Annotated in this window: 16 protein-coding genes; 8 read left to right on the top strand and 8 right to left on the bottom strand. The window is 61.7% G+C overall.

The window, feature by feature from the left end; translation table 11 throughout:
- Together NW858_RS01230 and NW858_RS01235 are read left to right on the top strand one after the other, a co-directional pair.
- Nucleotides 1–226, top strand: a 226-nt coding sequence (locus NW858_RS01230; RefSeq protein ID WP_414519437.1) for a transposase, incomplete at its 5' end; no start/stop codon positions are given.
- A gap of 16 nt (nt 227–242) precedes the next feature.
- The gene (locus NW858_RS01235) at nt 243–797 is read left to right on the top strand and encodes a class I SAM-dependent methyltransferase (RefSeq protein ID WP_414519439.1); all 555 of its coding nucleotides are present in this window, start codon (nt 243–245) and stop codon (nt 795–797) included.
- Here NW858_RS01235 and NW858_RS01240 read toward each other — a convergent pair.
- Complete coding sequence (locus tag NW858_RS01240; RefSeq protein ID WP_414519441.1) at nt 687–1091, bottom strand: hypothetical protein; 405 nt, start codon at nt 1089–1091, stop codon at nt 687–689. The two genes, NW858_RS01235 and NW858_RS01240, sit on opposite strands and share 111 nt — an antisense overlap.
- A 212-nt stretch (nt 1092–1303) precedes the next feature.
- Between NW858_RS01240 and NW858_RS01245 the strand changes: the two genes are divergently transcribed.
- Together NW858_RS01245 and NW858_RS01250 are read left to right on the top strand one after the other, a co-directional pair.
- Nucleotides 1304–2488 carry an NAD(P)/FAD-dependent oxidoreductase gene (locus NW858_RS01245; RefSeq protein ID WP_414519443.1) on the top strand — a complete coding sequence of 395 codons (1185 nt, stop codon included), beginning with the start codon at nt 1304–1306 and terminating at the stop codon, nt 2486–2488.
- Between the two features lie 101 nt (nt 2489–2589).
- Nucleotides 2590–3564, top strand: coding sequence for a GDP-L-fucose synthase family protein (locus NW858_RS01250; protein WP_414519444.1), 975 nt, complete (start codon nt 2590–2592; stop codon nt 3562–3564).
- On the opposite strand, the gene NW858_RS01255 is transcribed toward NW858_RS01250, so the two are convergent.
- The 3 genes from NW858_RS01255 to NW858_RS01265 all read right to left on the bottom strand — a co-directional run bounded on the left by NW858_RS01255 (nt 3561) and on the right by NW858_RS01265 (nt 6834).
- The gene (locus NW858_RS01255; protein WP_414519446.1) at nt 3561–4298 is read right to left on the bottom strand and encodes a DevA family ABC transporter ATP-binding protein; all 738 of its coding nucleotides are present in this window, start codon (nt 4296–4298) and stop codon (nt 3561–3563) included. The genes NW858_RS01250 and NW858_RS01255 overlap by 4 nt on opposite strands.
- A 189-nt stretch (nt 4299–4487) precedes the next feature.
- Nucleotides 4488–5672 (bottom strand): ABC transporter permease DevC, encoded by a 1185-nt coding sequence (gene devC / locus NW858_RS01260; RefSeq protein ID WP_414349174.1) that lies wholly within the window; start codon nt 5670–5672, stop codon nt 4488–4490.
- Nucleotides 5673–5682: 10 nt separating this feature from the next.
- The gene (locus NW858_RS01265) at nt 5683–6834 is read right to left on the bottom strand and encodes an ABC exporter membrane fusion protein (protein ID WP_414509865.1); all 1152 of its coding nucleotides are present in this window, start codon (nt 6832–6834) and stop codon (nt 5683–5685) included.
- A 293-nt stretch (nt 6835–7127) separates the two neighbouring features.
- On the opposite strand from NW858_RS01265, the gene murC reads away from it, so the two are divergent.
- The 4 genes from murC (at nt 7128) to NW858_RS01285 (ending at nt 10827) form a co-directional block, all read left to right on the top strand.
- A complete protein-coding gene (murC, locus tag NW858_RS01270) occupies nt 7128–8657 on the top strand; it encodes a UDP-N-acetylmuramate--L-alanine ligase (RefSeq protein WP_414519449.1) in 1530 nt (509 codons plus the stop codon).
- Nucleotides 8654–9592 carry a UDP-N-acetylmuramate dehydrogenase gene (gene murB, locus NW858_RS01275; RefSeq protein ID WP_414336521.1) on the top strand — a complete coding sequence of 313 codons (939 nt, stop codon included), beginning with the start codon at nt 8654–8656 and terminating at the stop codon, nt 9590–9592. Before murC ends, murB begins: the two co-directional genes overlap by 4 nt.
- Nucleotides 9593–9706: 114 nt before the next feature.
- Complete coding sequence (locus NW858_RS01280) at nt 9707–9961, top strand: hypothetical protein (protein ID WP_414335383.1); 255 nt, start codon at nt 9707–9709, stop codon at nt 9959–9961.
- Nucleotides 9962–10047: 86 nt separating this feature from the next.
- Complete coding sequence (locus NW858_RS01285) at nt 10048–10827, top strand: DUF3598 family protein (RefSeq protein WP_414519451.1); 780 nt, start codon at nt 10048–10050, stop codon at nt 10825–10827.
- Here NW858_RS01285 and NW858_RS01290 read toward each other — a convergent pair.
- From NW858_RS01290 to aroB, 4 genes are all read right to left on the bottom strand, one after another.
- Nucleotides 10793–11575 carry an alpha/beta hydrolase gene (locus NW858_RS01290; RefSeq protein WP_414519453.1) on the bottom strand — a complete coding sequence of 261 codons (783 nt, stop codon included), beginning with the start codon at nt 11573–11575 and terminating at the stop codon, nt 10793–10795. The two genes, NW858_RS01285 and NW858_RS01290, sit on opposite strands and share 35 nt — an antisense overlap.
- A 47-nt stretch (nt 11576–11622) precedes the next feature.
- Nucleotides 11623–12396: a ZIP family metal transporter gene (locus tag NW858_RS01295; RefSeq protein ID WP_414519455.1), complete on the bottom strand. Its 774-nt coding sequence runs from the start codon at nt 12394–12396 to the stop codon at nt 11623–11625.
- A gap of 311 nt (nt 12397–12707) precedes the next feature.
- Entirely contained in the window at nt 12708–13715 is a 1008-nt protein-coding gene (locus NW858_RS01300) for an aspartate-semialdehyde dehydrogenase (RefSeq protein WP_414519457.1), read from the bottom strand.
- 35 nt (nt 13716–13750) lie between these two features.
- A complete protein-coding gene (gene aroB, locus NW858_RS01305) occupies nt 13751–14875 on the bottom strand; it encodes a 3-dehydroquinate synthase (protein WP_414519459.1) in 1125 nt (374 codons plus the stop codon).
- Nucleotides 14876–14910 lie beyond the last annotated feature (35 nt).

Genomic DNA, 14910 nt, shown 5'->3' on the forward strand with positions numbered 1-14910 from the left:
TAACCTCGTTTCTTTTCTCAAGTCAGCATCAAGTCGCATACTAAGACAACAGTTTGCGGAACAGCTCAATAAAGTGTCCTGGGGAAAGGCTAAGCTTTGGCATGATTCTAAGTGCATTGTCTCATGCGGCGGTGCACCTCTAGAAATTGTGAAGCGATATATCCAGAATCAGTCAGGAGGCGCTATCCCTCCCCACCCGGGTGGGGAATCCCGCGCCTTACGTTGAACAAAGCCTGGGCCAGATGCCGCCGCAGGTGCATCTGCAGATGGCCGATGCCACCCAGTTGCCTTATGGGGATCGCTGTTTCGATGTGGTGATCACCGTGCATGTGTTGCACCTCATCTGCGAGTGGCAACAGGCAATCGCCGAGATCCGGCGCGTGCTCAAGCCAAGTGGGGTCTATCTCTACGGCTACGGCGAGCGGGTGACGAGTGCCCGCCACTCCTTTGAGCTGCGATGGGCCCAAATTCTGGCGGAGCTGGGATTTGAGCCACAACAGGTGGGGGCCAATGCCGAGCAGGTGGAGGCGTTTTTGTGGGCTCAAGGGGCCCATGGGCAGCAGGTAACGGCGGCAGAGTGGCAGACGACCTTCACTGCCCAAGCCTTGTTTGAGCAATACGCCCAGCGCTGCTACAGCAGCTCCTGGTCGGTCCCAGAAGCGATCTTTCAGGCGGCCATCGCCCGCTTACAAGCCTGGTTTCAAGATACCTATCCCAACCCCAATGCGGTGCTGCTGGGGGAGAGCCGGTTCCAAATGCTGCTGGCCCGCTATCCCACCGATGGCTACCGACCCTAACCCCAACAGCCCGATCAGATCTCCCAAGCGCAGATCTGGGAAAGCCACCACGCTGGCTGCCAGGATCCCCACCACCCAAGCACCCACTTGGCCGATCTGCACCAGCAGCATCTGTAGGGAAGGGCTGGGGATCCACCGGTTGGCTGCGGATCCCACCAGGCGGCGCACCGCCCGAACGCCATAGCGGGTGGCCCAGAGGATCACCGCGGCAATCAAGAACCCCGGCAACAGCTCGATGCCTCGCCCCACCATCTCCAAAAGACTGCGGTTGATGGTTTGAAGTAGTTCTTTCATATCTTTGCCCTTGCTCCGCTATCGACCACGATGAACGCCAGATCACTCTATAACACCGTTGAACTGCGGCGGGAACACTCAATTAGGACTCAGGGAGGCCCTCTGGGGGTTCCTCCTCAGCTAGTATCCGCCACCGCTGAGGTTCTGCTGCGCTTGCTACCCTGAACAGAGCCACTCTGCCGCAAGATGAAGTTCAGGGTAACGAGGGCAGCATGGCCAACTACGACTGGATTGTCATCGGCGGCGGGATCACCGGAGCGGCCTTGAGCTACGAGCTGGCCCGTCAAGGGGGATCCGTTCTCCTCATAGAGAAGGAAGCGCTGCCGCCCAGTGCCACGCGCTACAGCTACGGTGGCCTGGCCCATTGGGCGGGGAAAACCCCCCTGCTCAAAGCTTTGGGGGAAGAAGGGATCCAACGCTACCGCATCCTGTCAGAGGAGCTGGAGGCGGATATTCACTTTCGCGAGCTGGATCTGCTCCTGCCAATTGCCCCTGGCCACCAGCTAGAAGCTGTCGAAGCAGATCTGGCCGACTGTCGCATCCCACCCCGGCGGATTTCTGTAGAGACGGCCTGTGAGCTGGAGCCCCTCTTGCATCCGGCGGCCCTAGAGGGTGTGCTCTGGGCCCGGCATGGCCACATTCACCCCTGGCTGACGACGCTGGCTTTTCAGAAGGCTTTCCACCGCCTGGGCGGATCCCTGCTCTTGCAAACCGTGACGGGCCTGCGGCGACAGGGGCAGCACATTACGGGCGTGGAGACCGATACAGGCTTCTATGGCGCAGCCCAGGTGGTGGTGTGCGCCGGCGGCTGGACGCGGGCTCTGTTGCGCCAGGCCGGGATCCGGGCCCCTATCTACTTCACCCACGCCGAATCCCTCGAGCTGAAGCCTGCAGAGGTGCGGTTGAGAAGCATCGTCATGAGCGCGCCCGTGCGGCGTTTGGAGCTGGAGCGGCAAGCGGCCCACCCCGACCGGGATCCCTTTTGGGATGAGCCGGGGCAGGAGCTCTGCCCGCCGATTTTGGATGTCGGGATCCTGCAATTTGTGGACGGCAGCATTCGCCTGGGCCAGATCAGCCGGGTGCTGACGGATCCCATGGCCGAGGTGGATGCCGCTGCCAGCGAAGCCCAGATCCGGGAACAGGCCGGTCGCTACCTGCCCCAGGTGGCCCGCCTGCCCGGGCGGTGGTATCACTGCTTGGTGGCCTTCAGCGCCGATCACCAGCCTCTGGTCGGATCCCTGCCCGGCTGGGAAGGCCTGCAACTGTTTTCCGGCTTCAGCAACCCTTTGGCCATCGTGCCAGCCCTGGCCCGTCGTTTCGCCCAACAGGCTTATGGACAAGTGGACGAATGGATCCCTGCTCTGTCTCCGGGGCGGTTTGTCCAGGTTTTGAGTTGAATACCTCACCTGTCGATTGTCAATGGCCATCGCCGAACAGCTCTGAGATACGGCTATCCCATCTGCCGCATAATGGAAGCCGGGGATTTTCCGCGTCGGACATGATGCTCAACAGTGTGCCCAGTGCCATCGATCTCAGCCAAAAGCGCATCTTGCTCACGGGGGGCAGCGGCTTTTTGGGCAAACATGTGCTGCAGCAGTTGCAAGTGCTGGGGGTGAAGCCGGAGCAGGTGCGGATCCCGCGCTCCCGCACCCACGACCTGCGCCGCTGGGAAGTCTGCCAAGAGGTGGTGCAGGGGCAAGATATCGTCATCCATTTGGCGGCCCACGTGGGCGGCATCGGCCTCAACCAGGCCAAGCCGGCGGAGCTTTTCTACGACAACCTGATCATGGGATCCCAGCTCATCCACGCCGCCTATCTAGCTGGGGTGGAGAAGTTTGTCTGCGTGGGCACCATCTGCGCCTATCCCAAGTTCACCCCCGTCCCCTTCAAGGAAGAAGATCTCTGGAACGGCTACCCGGAGGAGACCAACGCCCCCTACGGCATCGCCAAGAAAGCCCTGCTGGTGCAACTGCAGGCCTACCGGCAGCAATATGGCTTCAACGGCATCTACCTCCTGCCGGTGAACCTCTACGGCCCCATGGACAACTTCGATCCGGAAAGCTCCCACGTGATCCCGGCCTTGATCCGCAAGGTCCACGAGGCGCAGCAGCGGGGCCAGAACTACGTCGAGGTGTGGGGAGATGGCAGCCCCACCCGCGAGTTTTTCTACGCCGAAGATGCCGCCCGCGGCATTCTCCTGGCCACCCAGCTCTACAACAGCTCCGAGCCCCTGAACCTGGGCACCGGCGAGGAGATCTCCATCCGAGATCTGATTGCCCTCATCTGCGAGCTGATGGAGTTTCGGGGCGAGATCCGCTGGCAAACGGACAAGCCCAACGGCCAGCCGCGCCGCTGCCTGGACATCTCCAAGGCCCGCGAGAGGATTGGTTTTGTGGCCAAGGTGGGGCTGGGGGAGGGGCTGCAGCGCACCATCGACTGGTACCGCCGCCACGCCTCCAACGGGGCAAACTAGGCAAGGGGCTGGCTCTCCAGCCGTCCATCCTCCATGTGCAGCACCCGGTCGGCGATGTCGAGGATGCGGTTGTCGTGGGTCACCATCAGGATGGTGCAACCCTGCTCCCGCGCCAACTTCTCCATCAGGGTCACCACCTCGCGGCCCGACTTGCTGTCCAGGGCTGCCGTCGGCTCATCCGCCAGCACCAATTTGGGGTGGCTGACCAGGGCCCGCGCGATGGCCACCCGCTGCTTCTGCCCACCCGAAAGTTGTTCGGGGTAGTAGTGGACGCGATCCTCGAGACCCACCGCCGCCAGCATCGCTTCCGCCCGCTCTTGGGCTTCCTGGGCGGAAAGGCCGTTGTGCAGCTCCAGAGCCATACGCACATTTTGAGCTGCCGTCAGGGAGCGCAGCAGGTTGTGGGCCTGGAAGATGTACCCCACCTGGCGGCGGATCTGGATGAGGGTGTTGGGCTGGGCGCCCCGCAGCTCCTGCCCCAACACCCGCAAGCTGCCCTCCTGCACCGAGCGCAAGGCTCCCAGGAGGGTGAGCAGCGTGGTCTTGCCGGAGCCGGAGGGGCCGGTCAACAACACGATCTCCCCCGGCTGCAAAACGAAGTTGATGTCAAAAAGCACTTGCTTGCGCAGGGATCCCTCGCCGAAGTAGTGGTTCACCCCTTCGGCTTTGACCACCGGCTCAACGGCATTTTGGGTGGAGGCGAGGGCGGCTTGATCGAGAAGGGAAGGCAGCATAGGGAGCTCAAAATCTCAAACAACTTGGGTTGACAACTTATCGTGGGCCATCATGGAAACTGCCGCGATTGAACCATCCAGAAACCTTTGGCCGGAGATCATTGAAAGGATCCCAGAAGTTTTGGGCAGTTGAGTTCAAGCCATTCAACAATCCATTTCCTCTCCCCCATGCAACGCCTTGCCAAAACTTTAGAAAATATCGGCGGGATCGGCTGCCCGCAGCCGCCGCACGGCAATAGCTCCTGAGATAAAGCACATACTCACCGCCAGGAGCAGCACCAGCACCGCCCGGCTGAAGGTCATGGCAATTGGCAGCAACGTGGCATTGGCCGTCAAATCGTAGAGCAAAACCGCCAGGGCAAAAGCGGGAATATATCCCAGACCGGCCAGCAAAATAGCTTCTTGAAACACCACCCCCAGCAAGTAAGTATCCGTGTAGCCCATGGCCTTAAGGGTGGCATATTCTGCCAAGTGATCCGACACATCGGTGTAGAGGATCTGATAGACAATCACAATGCCGACGATGAAACCCATGGCCACCCCCAGGCCGAAAATAAAGCCGATGGCCGTGCCCTCCTCCCAGTAGCTTTGCTCCATATCGATAAACTCTGCCCGCGACAGCACCCGCACATCTTCCGGCAGCAAAGCCCGCATCTGCTGCACCAACGGCTGGGGATCCACCCCCGGCTGCAGTTGCACCACACCGATATCCACGAGGCCGCGCTCCCGCTGGGGAAAAATGCGCAGGAAGTTGAGGTCGCTGGTGAGGATGGTGCCGTCGGCGCCAAAGGTAGCCCCCATCTCAAACAGACCCCCCACCTGGACGCGGCGGTTCCCCACCTCGGTAAAGACCTCTCGACCGGACTCAAACCATTCCGGGATGGGGCCAAACTCGCTGCGGGAGCGGCGGTCGAAGAGCACCACGTCCGCCTTCTTGATCTCCTCCAACTTGTCGGGGGTCAGCTCCGGCAACTCCAGCAGGTCGGCAGAGGGATCCACCCCCACCACAAAGATGCTGCGGGTGCGGCGGGTCTGGGGGTTTTTCCAGAGGGCAAAGCCCACATAGACGGGCGAGATGGCCCGTACCCCCTCAAAGCCCAGTGCCTGGTACAGCCGCCGCTGGGAAAAGGTGTTCATGGCAATGAGGGCGTTGGACTGGGGGCTGACCAGGAAGATCTCCCCCTTGAGGGCGACATGGAAGCGGATGGCGCTCTCCAGCAGGCTGTCTTGGAAGCCCAACTGCATGAACATAAGGATGCAGGCAAAGGCAATGCCCGCCAGGGCCACCAGCAGGCGGATCTTCTCCCGCGTCAACTGCAGCCAGGCCAACGGGATGCGGCGCCCGATAAACGCTACGCTGAACAGGCCGGACATCGTTCCCCCCCTACCCCTCGACCTCGATGGCCACATCCACTTGCAGGTTGGTCAGGCCAGCCACGCGGGCGCTGCTTTCCGGATCCAGGCGGATATACACCTCCACCACACGGGCATCCACATCGGCGGCGGGGTCGGTGTTGAGCACGTCTTTCTTGCCGATTTGCAGGCCCAGGCGCTCGACCCGGCCCTGCAACGTTTCTGGCAGCGCGCGGTTGCTGATGGTGGCCCGTTGTCCGGGCCGCACCCGCAGGATGTCGGTTTCGTAGACCTCCGCCACCACCATCATCTGGTCGGTGTTGCCCAGCTCGAGGATCCCTTTGTCGGCAGCGATAACTTCCCCAGGATGGGTGTGGATCTTGAGCACCTGGCCGGCCCGGGGGGCGCGGATGAGGGTGCGCTCCAGGCGGGCTTCGGCCAGCTCCAGGTTGCGGGCCAGGGATCCCAGTTGCACTTGCGCTTGGGCCCGCCTCAGCCCTGCTTCAGCGGCTTGCACCTGGGCTTGGGCGTTGCGCAGATCCCGCTCGCGGGCCAGGCGCAGTTGATCCAGAGTGGCCTCGGCAGCCCGCAAGTCCTCCTGCCGTTGCCGCACCAGCAGAGCCTTCTGGTCTAGCTCCTGCTGGGAGATAGCCCCCTCCTGCCACAGGGTCTGAAAGCGAGCCAGGTTGGCCTCAGCATCGGCCAGCTCCGCCCGAAGGCGCTCCACCACCGCCTCTTGGGATCGGATCTGCAACTGTTGCGGTTCGTCTAGACGGTTGAGGCGGGTGCGCGCCTCTTCAACTTGGGCTTGGCCAAAGCGGGTCTCGGCCTCTAGTCGGGCGCGGGCTTCTTGCAGTTGGGCAGCAGCATACTCCCGCTCCGCCAGGCGCTCGCCATAGTTTTCCAGTCGCGCCAACACTTGGCCTGCCACCACGCGATCCCCTTCAGCTACCAACAGCTCTCCTAACCGCTCTCCCGGGGGGCCGGCCACCCGCACCACTTCTCCTTCCGGCTCCAGGCGCCCCAGGGCGCCAATACGGGGGGGCAGCCGGATTTCCACTGTCGCCTCAGCATTTTCTGAGATGGACTGAGTGGCTGCCTGCCGACTCAGGCCCAGCCAGGCTAGGCTGGCACAGCCCAGCAGCGCAGCTCCCGCCGTCCACCAGAGCACCCGCCGATTCATTAGTTCCCCACTCGCTTTGGTTCCGTAGTTGGGCACCGCAAACGTGCAAACGGTTGCTGTGTCGCCAATTCTTTAATAAATGTAAATTTTGCGAGCTGAGGATGTCCAGGTTTTTCCTGGGTGCTTGCTTTTGTTTTTTTTCCTAAATCTGGGTTGATCTGTCGGCCTTGGGCAGCCCTCAGGGGCAAAAGCTACCTAGCCGTAGGAATTCCTGATATGATCTGCCCTGTTTGGTGCCTCTCTGCAGGTGCCGATTTTTTGGGTGTGGTGGCAAGGAGTGAGGTGGAGTTGCGATGGTGGAGACAATTGGAGGAGGGGATCCCGTCACGCCGTCGCCGGTTCATTCTCAGCCTTTGCTCCCGCATCGGGATCCCTTCAATCCCCTGCTTTCCACTTATCACTTTGTGGGCATCGGTGGGGTGGGGATGTCGGCTCTGGCCTACATTTTGGCCAAGCAGGGGTTTCGCGTTTCCGGCTCAGATATTGCCGCCAATGGCCGTACCCGTCGCCTGGAAGCCTTGGGGGTACGCTTTATTCAGGGCCACACTCTAGAGGGTTTGGCCGGGGATCCCCAGGTGGTCTATTCCAGCGCCATCCGCCCCAGCAACCCGGAATTGGCAGCGGCTCTAGACAAGGGACTAAAGGTTTGGCATCGAGCTGATTTACTGGCCGCCTTGTTTAACCATCGCCCCAGCATCGGCGTGGCGGGCACCCACGGCAAGACCACTACTAGCAGTATGATTGGCTACATGCTGCTGGCGGCGGGCTGGGATCCCACCTTGATTATCGGTGGGGAGATGGATGCCTGGGATGGCAACGCCCGTCTGGGCCAGGGGGAATATTGGGTGGCGGAGGTGGATGAGTCGGATGGATCCCTGGTGCGGCTTTACCCCAAGATTGGCGTGATCACCAACATCGAGCTGGATCACCCCGATCATTACGCCAATCTGGAGCAGGTAATCCGGGCCTTTCAGCAGTACGGGCAGCAGAGCCAAACCCTGGTGGCTTGCCTAGATTGCCCCAACGTGGCCACCCACCTGGCGGTGGACATTGGCTACAGCCTGGCCGGCCATCCCCAAGCCCAGTACCAGGCGCGCGAGATCGTCTGCGCCGCGGATCTTACCTCCGCCGAGATCTGGGAGAGGGGATCCCTCCTCGGCCAGCTCCGCCTGCAGGTGCTGGGATCCCACAACCTCAGCAACGCTTTGGCCGCCGTTGCCGTCGGGCGGCAGTTGGGCCTGGAGTTCCCCGTGATTGCCTCTGCTCTGGCCCAGTTTCGGGGGGTGCAGCGCCGCTTTGAAGCCAAGGGCGAGGTGGGCGGGGTCACCTTTATCGACGACTATGCCCACCATCCCAGCGAGGTTCGCGCCACGCTGCGGGCGGCCCATCTGCAGCAGCGGCGGGTGGTGGCGGTGTTTCAGCCCCATCGCCACAGCCGCTTGGCCGCCTTGTTCCAAGATTTTGCCCGCTGCTTCGAGAATGCAGATGTGGTGGTGATCGTGCCCACCTATGGGGCCGGAGAAGCGTCCCCTGAGGGCTCCGATAGCTTGCGGTTAGCCGTAGCGGTGGCGGAGCACCATCCCCAGGTGCGCTACGTGTCCTCTTTGCCGCAATTGCCGCAGGTGTTGGCCTCTGTTTTGCAGCCTGGAGATCTCGCTATTTTTTTGGGCGCAGGTGATCTCAATCAGCAGATAGCCGCTACGATGCGGGCCTATGCGGCTCGGGTGGGGGAACAGCCTCTGGCAGACTTGGGGGAGAAATTGCCGGGGCAAGCGGAGAATGGGATCGGGGAGATGGGGGCTTCTGAGGTATTGGCATCATGACTACAGCTCCCTGCGTGCCCAATACCTCCAGCGTTGCCCGACTCTCTGGACGGATGCAAGCGGCGATCCCGTTGGCCCCTCTGACCAGCTTCCGGGTGGGCGGCAAGGCGGAGTGGTATTGCGAGCCGCACAACAATCTGGAGCTGCAGCAATGTTTGGCCTGGGCGCGGGCGCAAGGGATCCCTGTCACCCTGTTGGGGGCGGGCAGCAACCTGCTCATCAGCGATGCTGGCCTGCCGGGGCTGGTGATCCACACCCGGCGTTTGCGCGGGATGCAACTGTTGGAGGGGGGGAGGATCTGGGCCGCTGCCGGAGAACCTTTGGTTAACCTGGCGCGGGCAGCCGCCAAGCGGGGCTGGAGCGGCTTGGAATGGGCCATCGGGATCCCGGGCACGCTGGGGGGAGCAGTGGTGATGAATGCCGGCGCCCACGGACGCGCCATGGCGGACGTGTTGGTGGAAGTGCAGATTTTGGATGAAGAGCAGGAGCCCTGCCGCTTAGAACCTGTCGATCTGCAATTTGGCTACCGCCGCTCTCGCCTGCAGGACTTGCCCTGGACGGTGACGGGGGCAACGCTGCAGTTACTCCCAGGCCGGGATCCGGCCCAGGTGCAGTGGGAAACCCAGCGCAACCTCAACCAGCGCCTCAGCTCTCAGCCCTATCATCTGCCCAGTTGTGGCAGCGTCTTTCGCAACCCCGAAACTTATCCTGCCGGCTGGTTAATTGAGCAGACCGGTCTAAAGGGCTACCGGATTGGTGGGGCCCAGATCTCCGAGCGCCATGCCAATTTCATCCTCAACTGTGGCCAGGCCAGCGCCAACGACATCTACCGTCTGATTTGCTTGGCCCAAGAAAAGGTTTATCAACGATGGTCGATACTTCTGGAGCCAGAAGTGCGCATCCTGGGATCTTTTGACGATCCTTTGATGAGCTAATTTGGCCTGCTCCGTTTGTTTCTTTGATGATTTGATGATTCTGGTCTTACACTGTTCTCACCAGTCCTTGCTGGATCCTCGTTGATTACTTTGCGTCGGCTTATGAGTCAGGATATGGCTACTTTACGTCGTTTAATTCGACGGCTCAATCAGTCCCACACCACCGCAGAAGAACGCCGCTATTTGGTGGAGATCGGCAGTTTGGCTGCCTTGCTCAGCGGGGAAGAAGCGGCTGCCTTAGCTCAGGATCCCACACAGCTCAGCGCCGAGCAGCACTATCGCATTTGGGATTGGGTGCGTCGCTGGGAACGGGAACACCGCCACGAAGACCTGGACTGGGATCCTACTTCAGACCGGCACAACGACTAAAACTCGAAAGGACTCCGCCCGTTACGGGATCCCGGATAGGATCTTAGGACAGAAGCCATCTCCCCAGTCTTACGTCACATGGCTTTATGAAAACCCAGAGACAATGTCTGGCCCTGCACCTGGGAGAATGGCACGGCCTGTTTTGCGAGTATCGACCCACCACCCACGGCTGGGAACTCGTGGGCCAAAAGCGCAGCCTCATCACCTTTGAAGCTTTGGATTTGGGTGCGATCCGCCAAACCAATGCCTACTATCCCCCGCAGGGATCCCCCACCCCAGAAAGCCGCCAGAGCTGGGTCTATGAGGATTTCTCGCCCGGCTTGCGCTTTTTTCCCGATGGCTCCTTTTCCAACGGGCGGCTGCAACTGGCGCCATTTGGCGATTTTGCCGTCGAGCAGGGCTTCCTCTGGGGGGATCGCAAGGCGCGGCTGGTGCAACAGTGGGACGCCCAGGGCCGCTTGGTGGGGGTGACCGTCATCTTGGAGCGGCGCGGCCAAGCGCTGGATCTTGCTGCCGACTTTCCCTCACTTACCAAAGCGCAACTGGGCCTGGCCCTACAAGGGCGATGGCGGGGGATCGCCCAGAGCTTTTCTGCAGTTGATAGCCTGCCCAGCGAAACTGAAGTTCAGTTTTGGGGGGAAGAGGAAACAGGGATCCGGGCTCCCTTGCCGGGGGGGCTGTGGATTGGCGGGCCGGATCCCTTGCCCATCCCCACCCTGCATCGGGATCGCCGCTTTTCCGTCAGCCTAGGCTGGTTTCCGGAAGGGCCGGAAGGCCGCCACCTGCTGCGCCTGGTGCGGGACTACGACGAGGGCGGCGCCTGGCAACGGGTTACGCTGATCCGGCTGGAGCGGGATCCTGGGTGAGAAAGGCGCAAACCTGGGCAAACACCGTCTCCCGCTCACAGTCCAACGTGAGAATGTGGTCGGAGTGCTCCAGCCAATGCAGGCTCTTCTGGGCGGATCCCAGTTCTTGATAAAGCCACGCTGCTTGTTCAGGATCCACCACCGTATCTTGGCGCGGCTGCAGGATAAGGGTGGGAACTTGGATGCTGGCTACTTCCCCCCTGACCCGCTCGATAAGCTCAAGGGCGCTGCGCACTGCCGTCAGATGGAAGCTGTGAAAATAGGCCACTTTTTCTGCCAGCGCGCGGGCATCGCCATCCCGAATCGGCAGGCGGAAGCGAGGGACATCTTCCAAGAGCCAGCCCAGGCTGTTGAGGTACTGCTCTGGGCGAAAGAGATAGTACCAGTGGTGGCGAATGGCAAAAAACGGCGCCAGCAGCACCAATTTGTGAACAGGATGGGCAAAGGCCAGGTGCAACGCCAGCAGGCAGCCGGTGGAAAACCCCACCAGCGAAACACGCGGGTACTCCTGCCGCAGGGCTAGGTAATGTTCCAAAACCCGCCCGTACCAGTCTGTCCAGCGGGAAGGGGGCATGCGGGGTGCTGGACGCTCGTGGCCAGGGTAGTTAAACCCCTGCACCGTCAGGCCGGCTGCCAGCAGCCGCTCCGCCAGCCACTGCAACTCGTAGACACCACCCCCCAACCCATGAAGCAGCAGGCAGGCGTGCTCCCTTGATCCCCGCCACAGAAAAGGCTCGTTGCTCAGCATCAAAACCTCGTGTCAAGACTTGACCCAGGTCAGGACAGGATCCCTTTTTAACCCAGAGCAATATCCAGCAGCAGCATCACCACAAACCCACTGAGAACGCCAAAGGTGCCCTCCCGCTCCAGCCCCTGCCGATGCGACTCAGGGATGATCTCATCCGAGATCACAAACAACATTGCCCCGGCGGCAAAGGCCATGCCCCAGGGCAACAAGGACTGCGCCAGAGAAACCACTGTCGCTCCCAGGATGCCGCCGATGGGCTCCACCAGCCCGGTCAGCAGGGCAATGGCAAAAGCAAATAGCCGCGAGTACCCCTGGCTGGCCAGCGACAAGGCCACCACCAGCCCTTCCGGCATGTTCTGCAGGCCGATCCCCAGCGCCAGCGCCAACCCATCGCTGACTTGGCCGGTGGCAAATCCCACCCCCACCGCCAGGCCTTCGGGGAAGTTGTGCAGGGCAATGGCGATGATAAAAAGCCAGATCCGCTTTAGGTGGGCGCGGTTCTCCCCTTCAGACCCTTTGAAAAAGTGCTCGTGGGGAAAAAACTGGTGGGCACTCTCCAGAAAGATCGCCCCCAACAACAGGCCCGCCACCATCACCACGGCCGCCCCCAACTGGGAATATCCCAGTGCCAGCGCCGCCTCGGTGCCCGGCACCAGCAGCGAAAACGAGGTGGCGGCCAACATCACCCCACCCCCAAACCCCAGCAGGATCCCTTGCACCCTCTCCGAGAGCGAGGGGAGAAACAGCGCCGGCAAAGCCCCCAGCCCCGTTGCTAATCCGGCCACAAAGCTGGCCAGGGATCCCGTTGCAATAGGATGCACAAGCCACTCTCCGTCAAGGACAAACGCCTCTCGATTCTCCCCTTTTTCCAGCGGGCTGGGAAATTCCCAAAAGAACTTCCCTTCTACCCGCTTCTTTTTCTCGACAGCGGCTCCGGTTAACGGGAACACCACTCAATTCACTGGAGGAAAGTAGCTGGGGGTGGAGCCTGCACAGTTACTATCCCTGTAAAAACGGCAGTGGCCTTGGCACCAGCCGGCACCTACTCCTACCCCAACTCCCCAGTCACGTTGAACAGCACGCAGGCCGCTCCTGTTCAGGCCGGGCCTGTTACTTGGACAGTGGTGGTGAACTAGTCCTGCAAAAGCAGCTCGGCAATTTGAACGGCGTTGAGGGCCGCTCCTTTGCGGATCTGATCCCCGCACAGCCACAGCTCTAGAGCTTTGGGCTCGGAGATGTCCTGGCGGATGCGGCCCACGGCCACTTCGTCTTTGCCGGCCACGTCGATGGGCATGGGGAAGCGGTTGCGTTCCCAATCTTCGATGAGCACCACCCCAGGAGCCTGGGCCAAGATTTGCCGAGCTTGTTCCACCGGGAAGGGCTGCTCGAACTCCAGGTTGAGGGCCTCGGCGTGGGTGCGCAGCACCGGTACCCGCACGCAGGTAGCCGTCAGCCGTAGGTGGGGGGATCCCATAATTTTGCGGGATTCGTTGACCATCTTCATCTCTTCCTGGCAGTAGCCGTTTTCTTGCAGGGGGCTGTTGTGGAGGAAGAGGTTGAAGGCAATGGGATAGGGGAACACCTGCGGCTGCAACGGTTGGCCTTGCAGGTAGGCGCGGGTTTGCTCCTCTAGCTCCACCATGGCGCGGGCCCCGGCCCCGCTGGCGGACTGGTAGGTGGCAGCCACCACGCGGCGCAGCGGGATGTGGCGATGCAGCGGGTAGATGGCCACGCACATTAGGATGGTGGTGCAGTTGGGGTTGGCGAGGATCCCCTGGTGGCGGAAGGCTTCCTGGGGGTTGACCTCCGGCACCACCAGCGGGACATCGGGATCCAGGCGGAAGGCGCTGGAGTTGTCAATTAGCACTGCCCCTGCCTCGACGATGGCCTTGGCCCAAGTTTTGGAAACACTTGCCCCGGCAGAGGCCAACACCAGATCCAGACCCCGAAAGGACGCTTCTGCAACCGGCTCCACCGGGATCCGTTCTCCCTTGAAGGTCAAGTGGGTGCCCGCCGAGCGGGGCGAGGCCAACAGCTTCAGCTCTGCCACCGGAAAGCGGCGCTCTTCCAGCAGCTTTAGCAGCTCCATTCCTACGGCTCCTGTGGCCCCCAAGATGGCTACCCGTTGTTGCCGTCCCATGCTTTCTTGTCCTCAGGTCTTCCTAATTCTAGGGTTCAAGAGGTTGCTGTCATTGCGGCCAGAGCGGCCTGCACATCCGCCAGCTCGACTTGATCGGTCAGCTCCGCTTGGCCAATCCGGCGGGGCAGAACGAAGCGGATCCGCCCTTGCTTGACTTTTTTGTCTGCCTGAAGCGCCTGCAGCACCGCCTCCCAAGGGATCCCGGCGGGCCAGTGGCTGGGCAGCCCTGCCCTTTCGATAAGGCGTCGCTGCCGCTCGGCCTCAGTCGCGCTCCACCACCCCAGGCGACGGGCGATCTCCCCCGCAGCCACCATGCCGATGGCAACGGCCTCCCCGTGCAGGTAGCGGCGGTAGCCGGTAACGGCTTCCAGGGCATGGCCGAGGGTGTGGCCGTAGTTGAGGATGGCCCGCAGGCCCCCCTCTCGTTCGTCCTGTTGTACCACCCAGGCTTTGCACTCGGCACAGCGGCGCAGCAGATAGTGCAGGTCGGCGGGAGCAAAGTCGGCATAGCGGCTCAGCTTGGGCCGGTCTTGCAAAAACTCAAACAGGTCGGCAGCCTGGATGACGCCGTATTTGATCACTTCCGCCAGGGCAGAGGTAAATTCCCGCCGGGGCAAGGTCTGCAACACCGTTGGATCGATCCACACCAGGCGCGGCTGGTAGAAGGCCCCAATTAGGTTTTTCCCGCCGGGATGGTTGACGCCGGTCTTGCCGCCGATGGCCGCATCCACCATGGCCAAAAGCGAGGTGGGCACCTGCACCCAAGGGATCCCGCGCAGCCAGGTGGCGGCAGCAAACCCCACCATATCCCCGATTACCCCGCCTCCCAGGGCCACGAGGGTGGAAGAGCGCTCCAGGCCAAAGCTCAAGGCAGCATCGTAGATCTTGGCCACGGAGCGCAGGGTCTTGTAGCGCTCGCCGGCGGGCAACAGAAAAAGATGAGCGGCAAACCCGGCTTGCTGCAACCCTTGCATCAACTTTTCGGCAAAATGCTTGACAATACCCGGATGGCTCACCACCAGCGCCTTGCCGGCTAGCCCCAAAGCTCGCATCTGGGATCCCAACTGGCTGAGGCTGTGGCCGCCGGAACCTGCGGGGGACTGGATGAGAATGTCGTAGGAGCCGTGGGGAAGCTTGACAGGGATCAGACAGGGATCCATAGGTGCTGCTGTTGGAAGGGTTGGGATCCAGTGTG

Source organism: Synechococcus sp. H55.10 (assembly GCF_047502715.1).
Classification (GTDB): Bacteria; Cyanobacteriota; Cyanobacteriia; order Thermostichales; family Thermostichaceae; genus Thermostichus.

What these genes read in the sequence shown, in the direction of transcription:
- NW858_RS01290 (WP_414519453.1), bottom strand. Translation starts at nt 11,575, where the DNA reads ATGCTGAGCAACGAGCCTTTTCTGTGGCGGGGATCAAGGGAGCACGCC.
- NW858_RS01235 (WP_414519439.1), top strand. Translation starts at nt 243, where the DNA reads ATGCCGCCGCAGGTGCATCTGCAGATGGCCGATGCCACCCAGTTGCCT.
- NW858_RS01285 (WP_414519451.1), top strand. Translation starts at nt 10,048, where the DNA reads ATGAAAACCCAGAGACAATGTCTGGCCCTGCACCTGGGAGAATGGCAC.
- murB (WP_414336521.1), top strand. Translation starts at nt 8,654, where the DNA reads ATGACTACAGCTCCCTGCGTGCCCAATACCTCCAGCGTTGCCCGACTC.
- NW858_RS01280 (WP_414335383.1), top strand. Translation starts at nt 9,707, where the DNA reads ATGGCTACTTTACGTCGTTTAATTCGACGGCTCAATCAGTCCCACACC.
- NW858_RS01265 (WP_414509865.1), bottom strand. Translation starts at nt 6,834, where the DNA reads ATGAATCGGCGGGTGCTCTGGTGGACGGCGGGAGCTGCGCTGCTGGGC.
- aroB (WP_414519459.1), bottom strand. Translation starts at nt 14,875, where the DNA reads ATGGATCCCTGTCTGATCCCTGTCAAGCTTCCCCACGGCTCCTACGAC.
- NW858_RS01240 (WP_414519441.1), bottom strand. Translation starts at nt 1,091, where the DNA reads ATGAAAGAACTACTTCAAACCATCAACCGCAGTCTTTTGGAGATGGTG.
- NW858_RS01245 (WP_414519443.1), top strand. Translation starts at nt 1,304, where the DNA reads ATGGCCAACTACGACTGGATTGTCATCGGCGGCGGGATCACCGGAGCG.
- NW858_RS01255 (WP_414519446.1), bottom strand. Translation starts at nt 4,298, where the DNA reads ATGCTGCCTTCCCTTCTCGATCAAGCCGCCCTCGCCTCCACCCAAAAT.
- NW858_RS01250 (WP_414519444.1), top strand. Translation starts at nt 2,590, where the DNA reads ATGATGCTCAACAGTGTGCCCAGTGCCATCGATCTCAGCCAAAAGCGC.
- NW858_RS01300 (WP_414519457.1), bottom strand. Translation starts at nt 13,715, where the DNA reads ATGGGACGGCAACAACGGGTAGCCATCTTGGGGGCCACAGGAGCCGTA.
- devC (WP_414349174.1), bottom strand. Translation starts at nt 5,672, where the DNA reads ATGTCCGGCCTGTTCAGCGTAGCGTTTATCGGGCGCCGCATCCCGTTG.
- murC (WP_414519449.1), top strand. Translation starts at nt 7,128, where the DNA reads ATGGTGGAGACAATTGGAGGAGGGGATCCCGTCACGCCGTCGCCGGTT.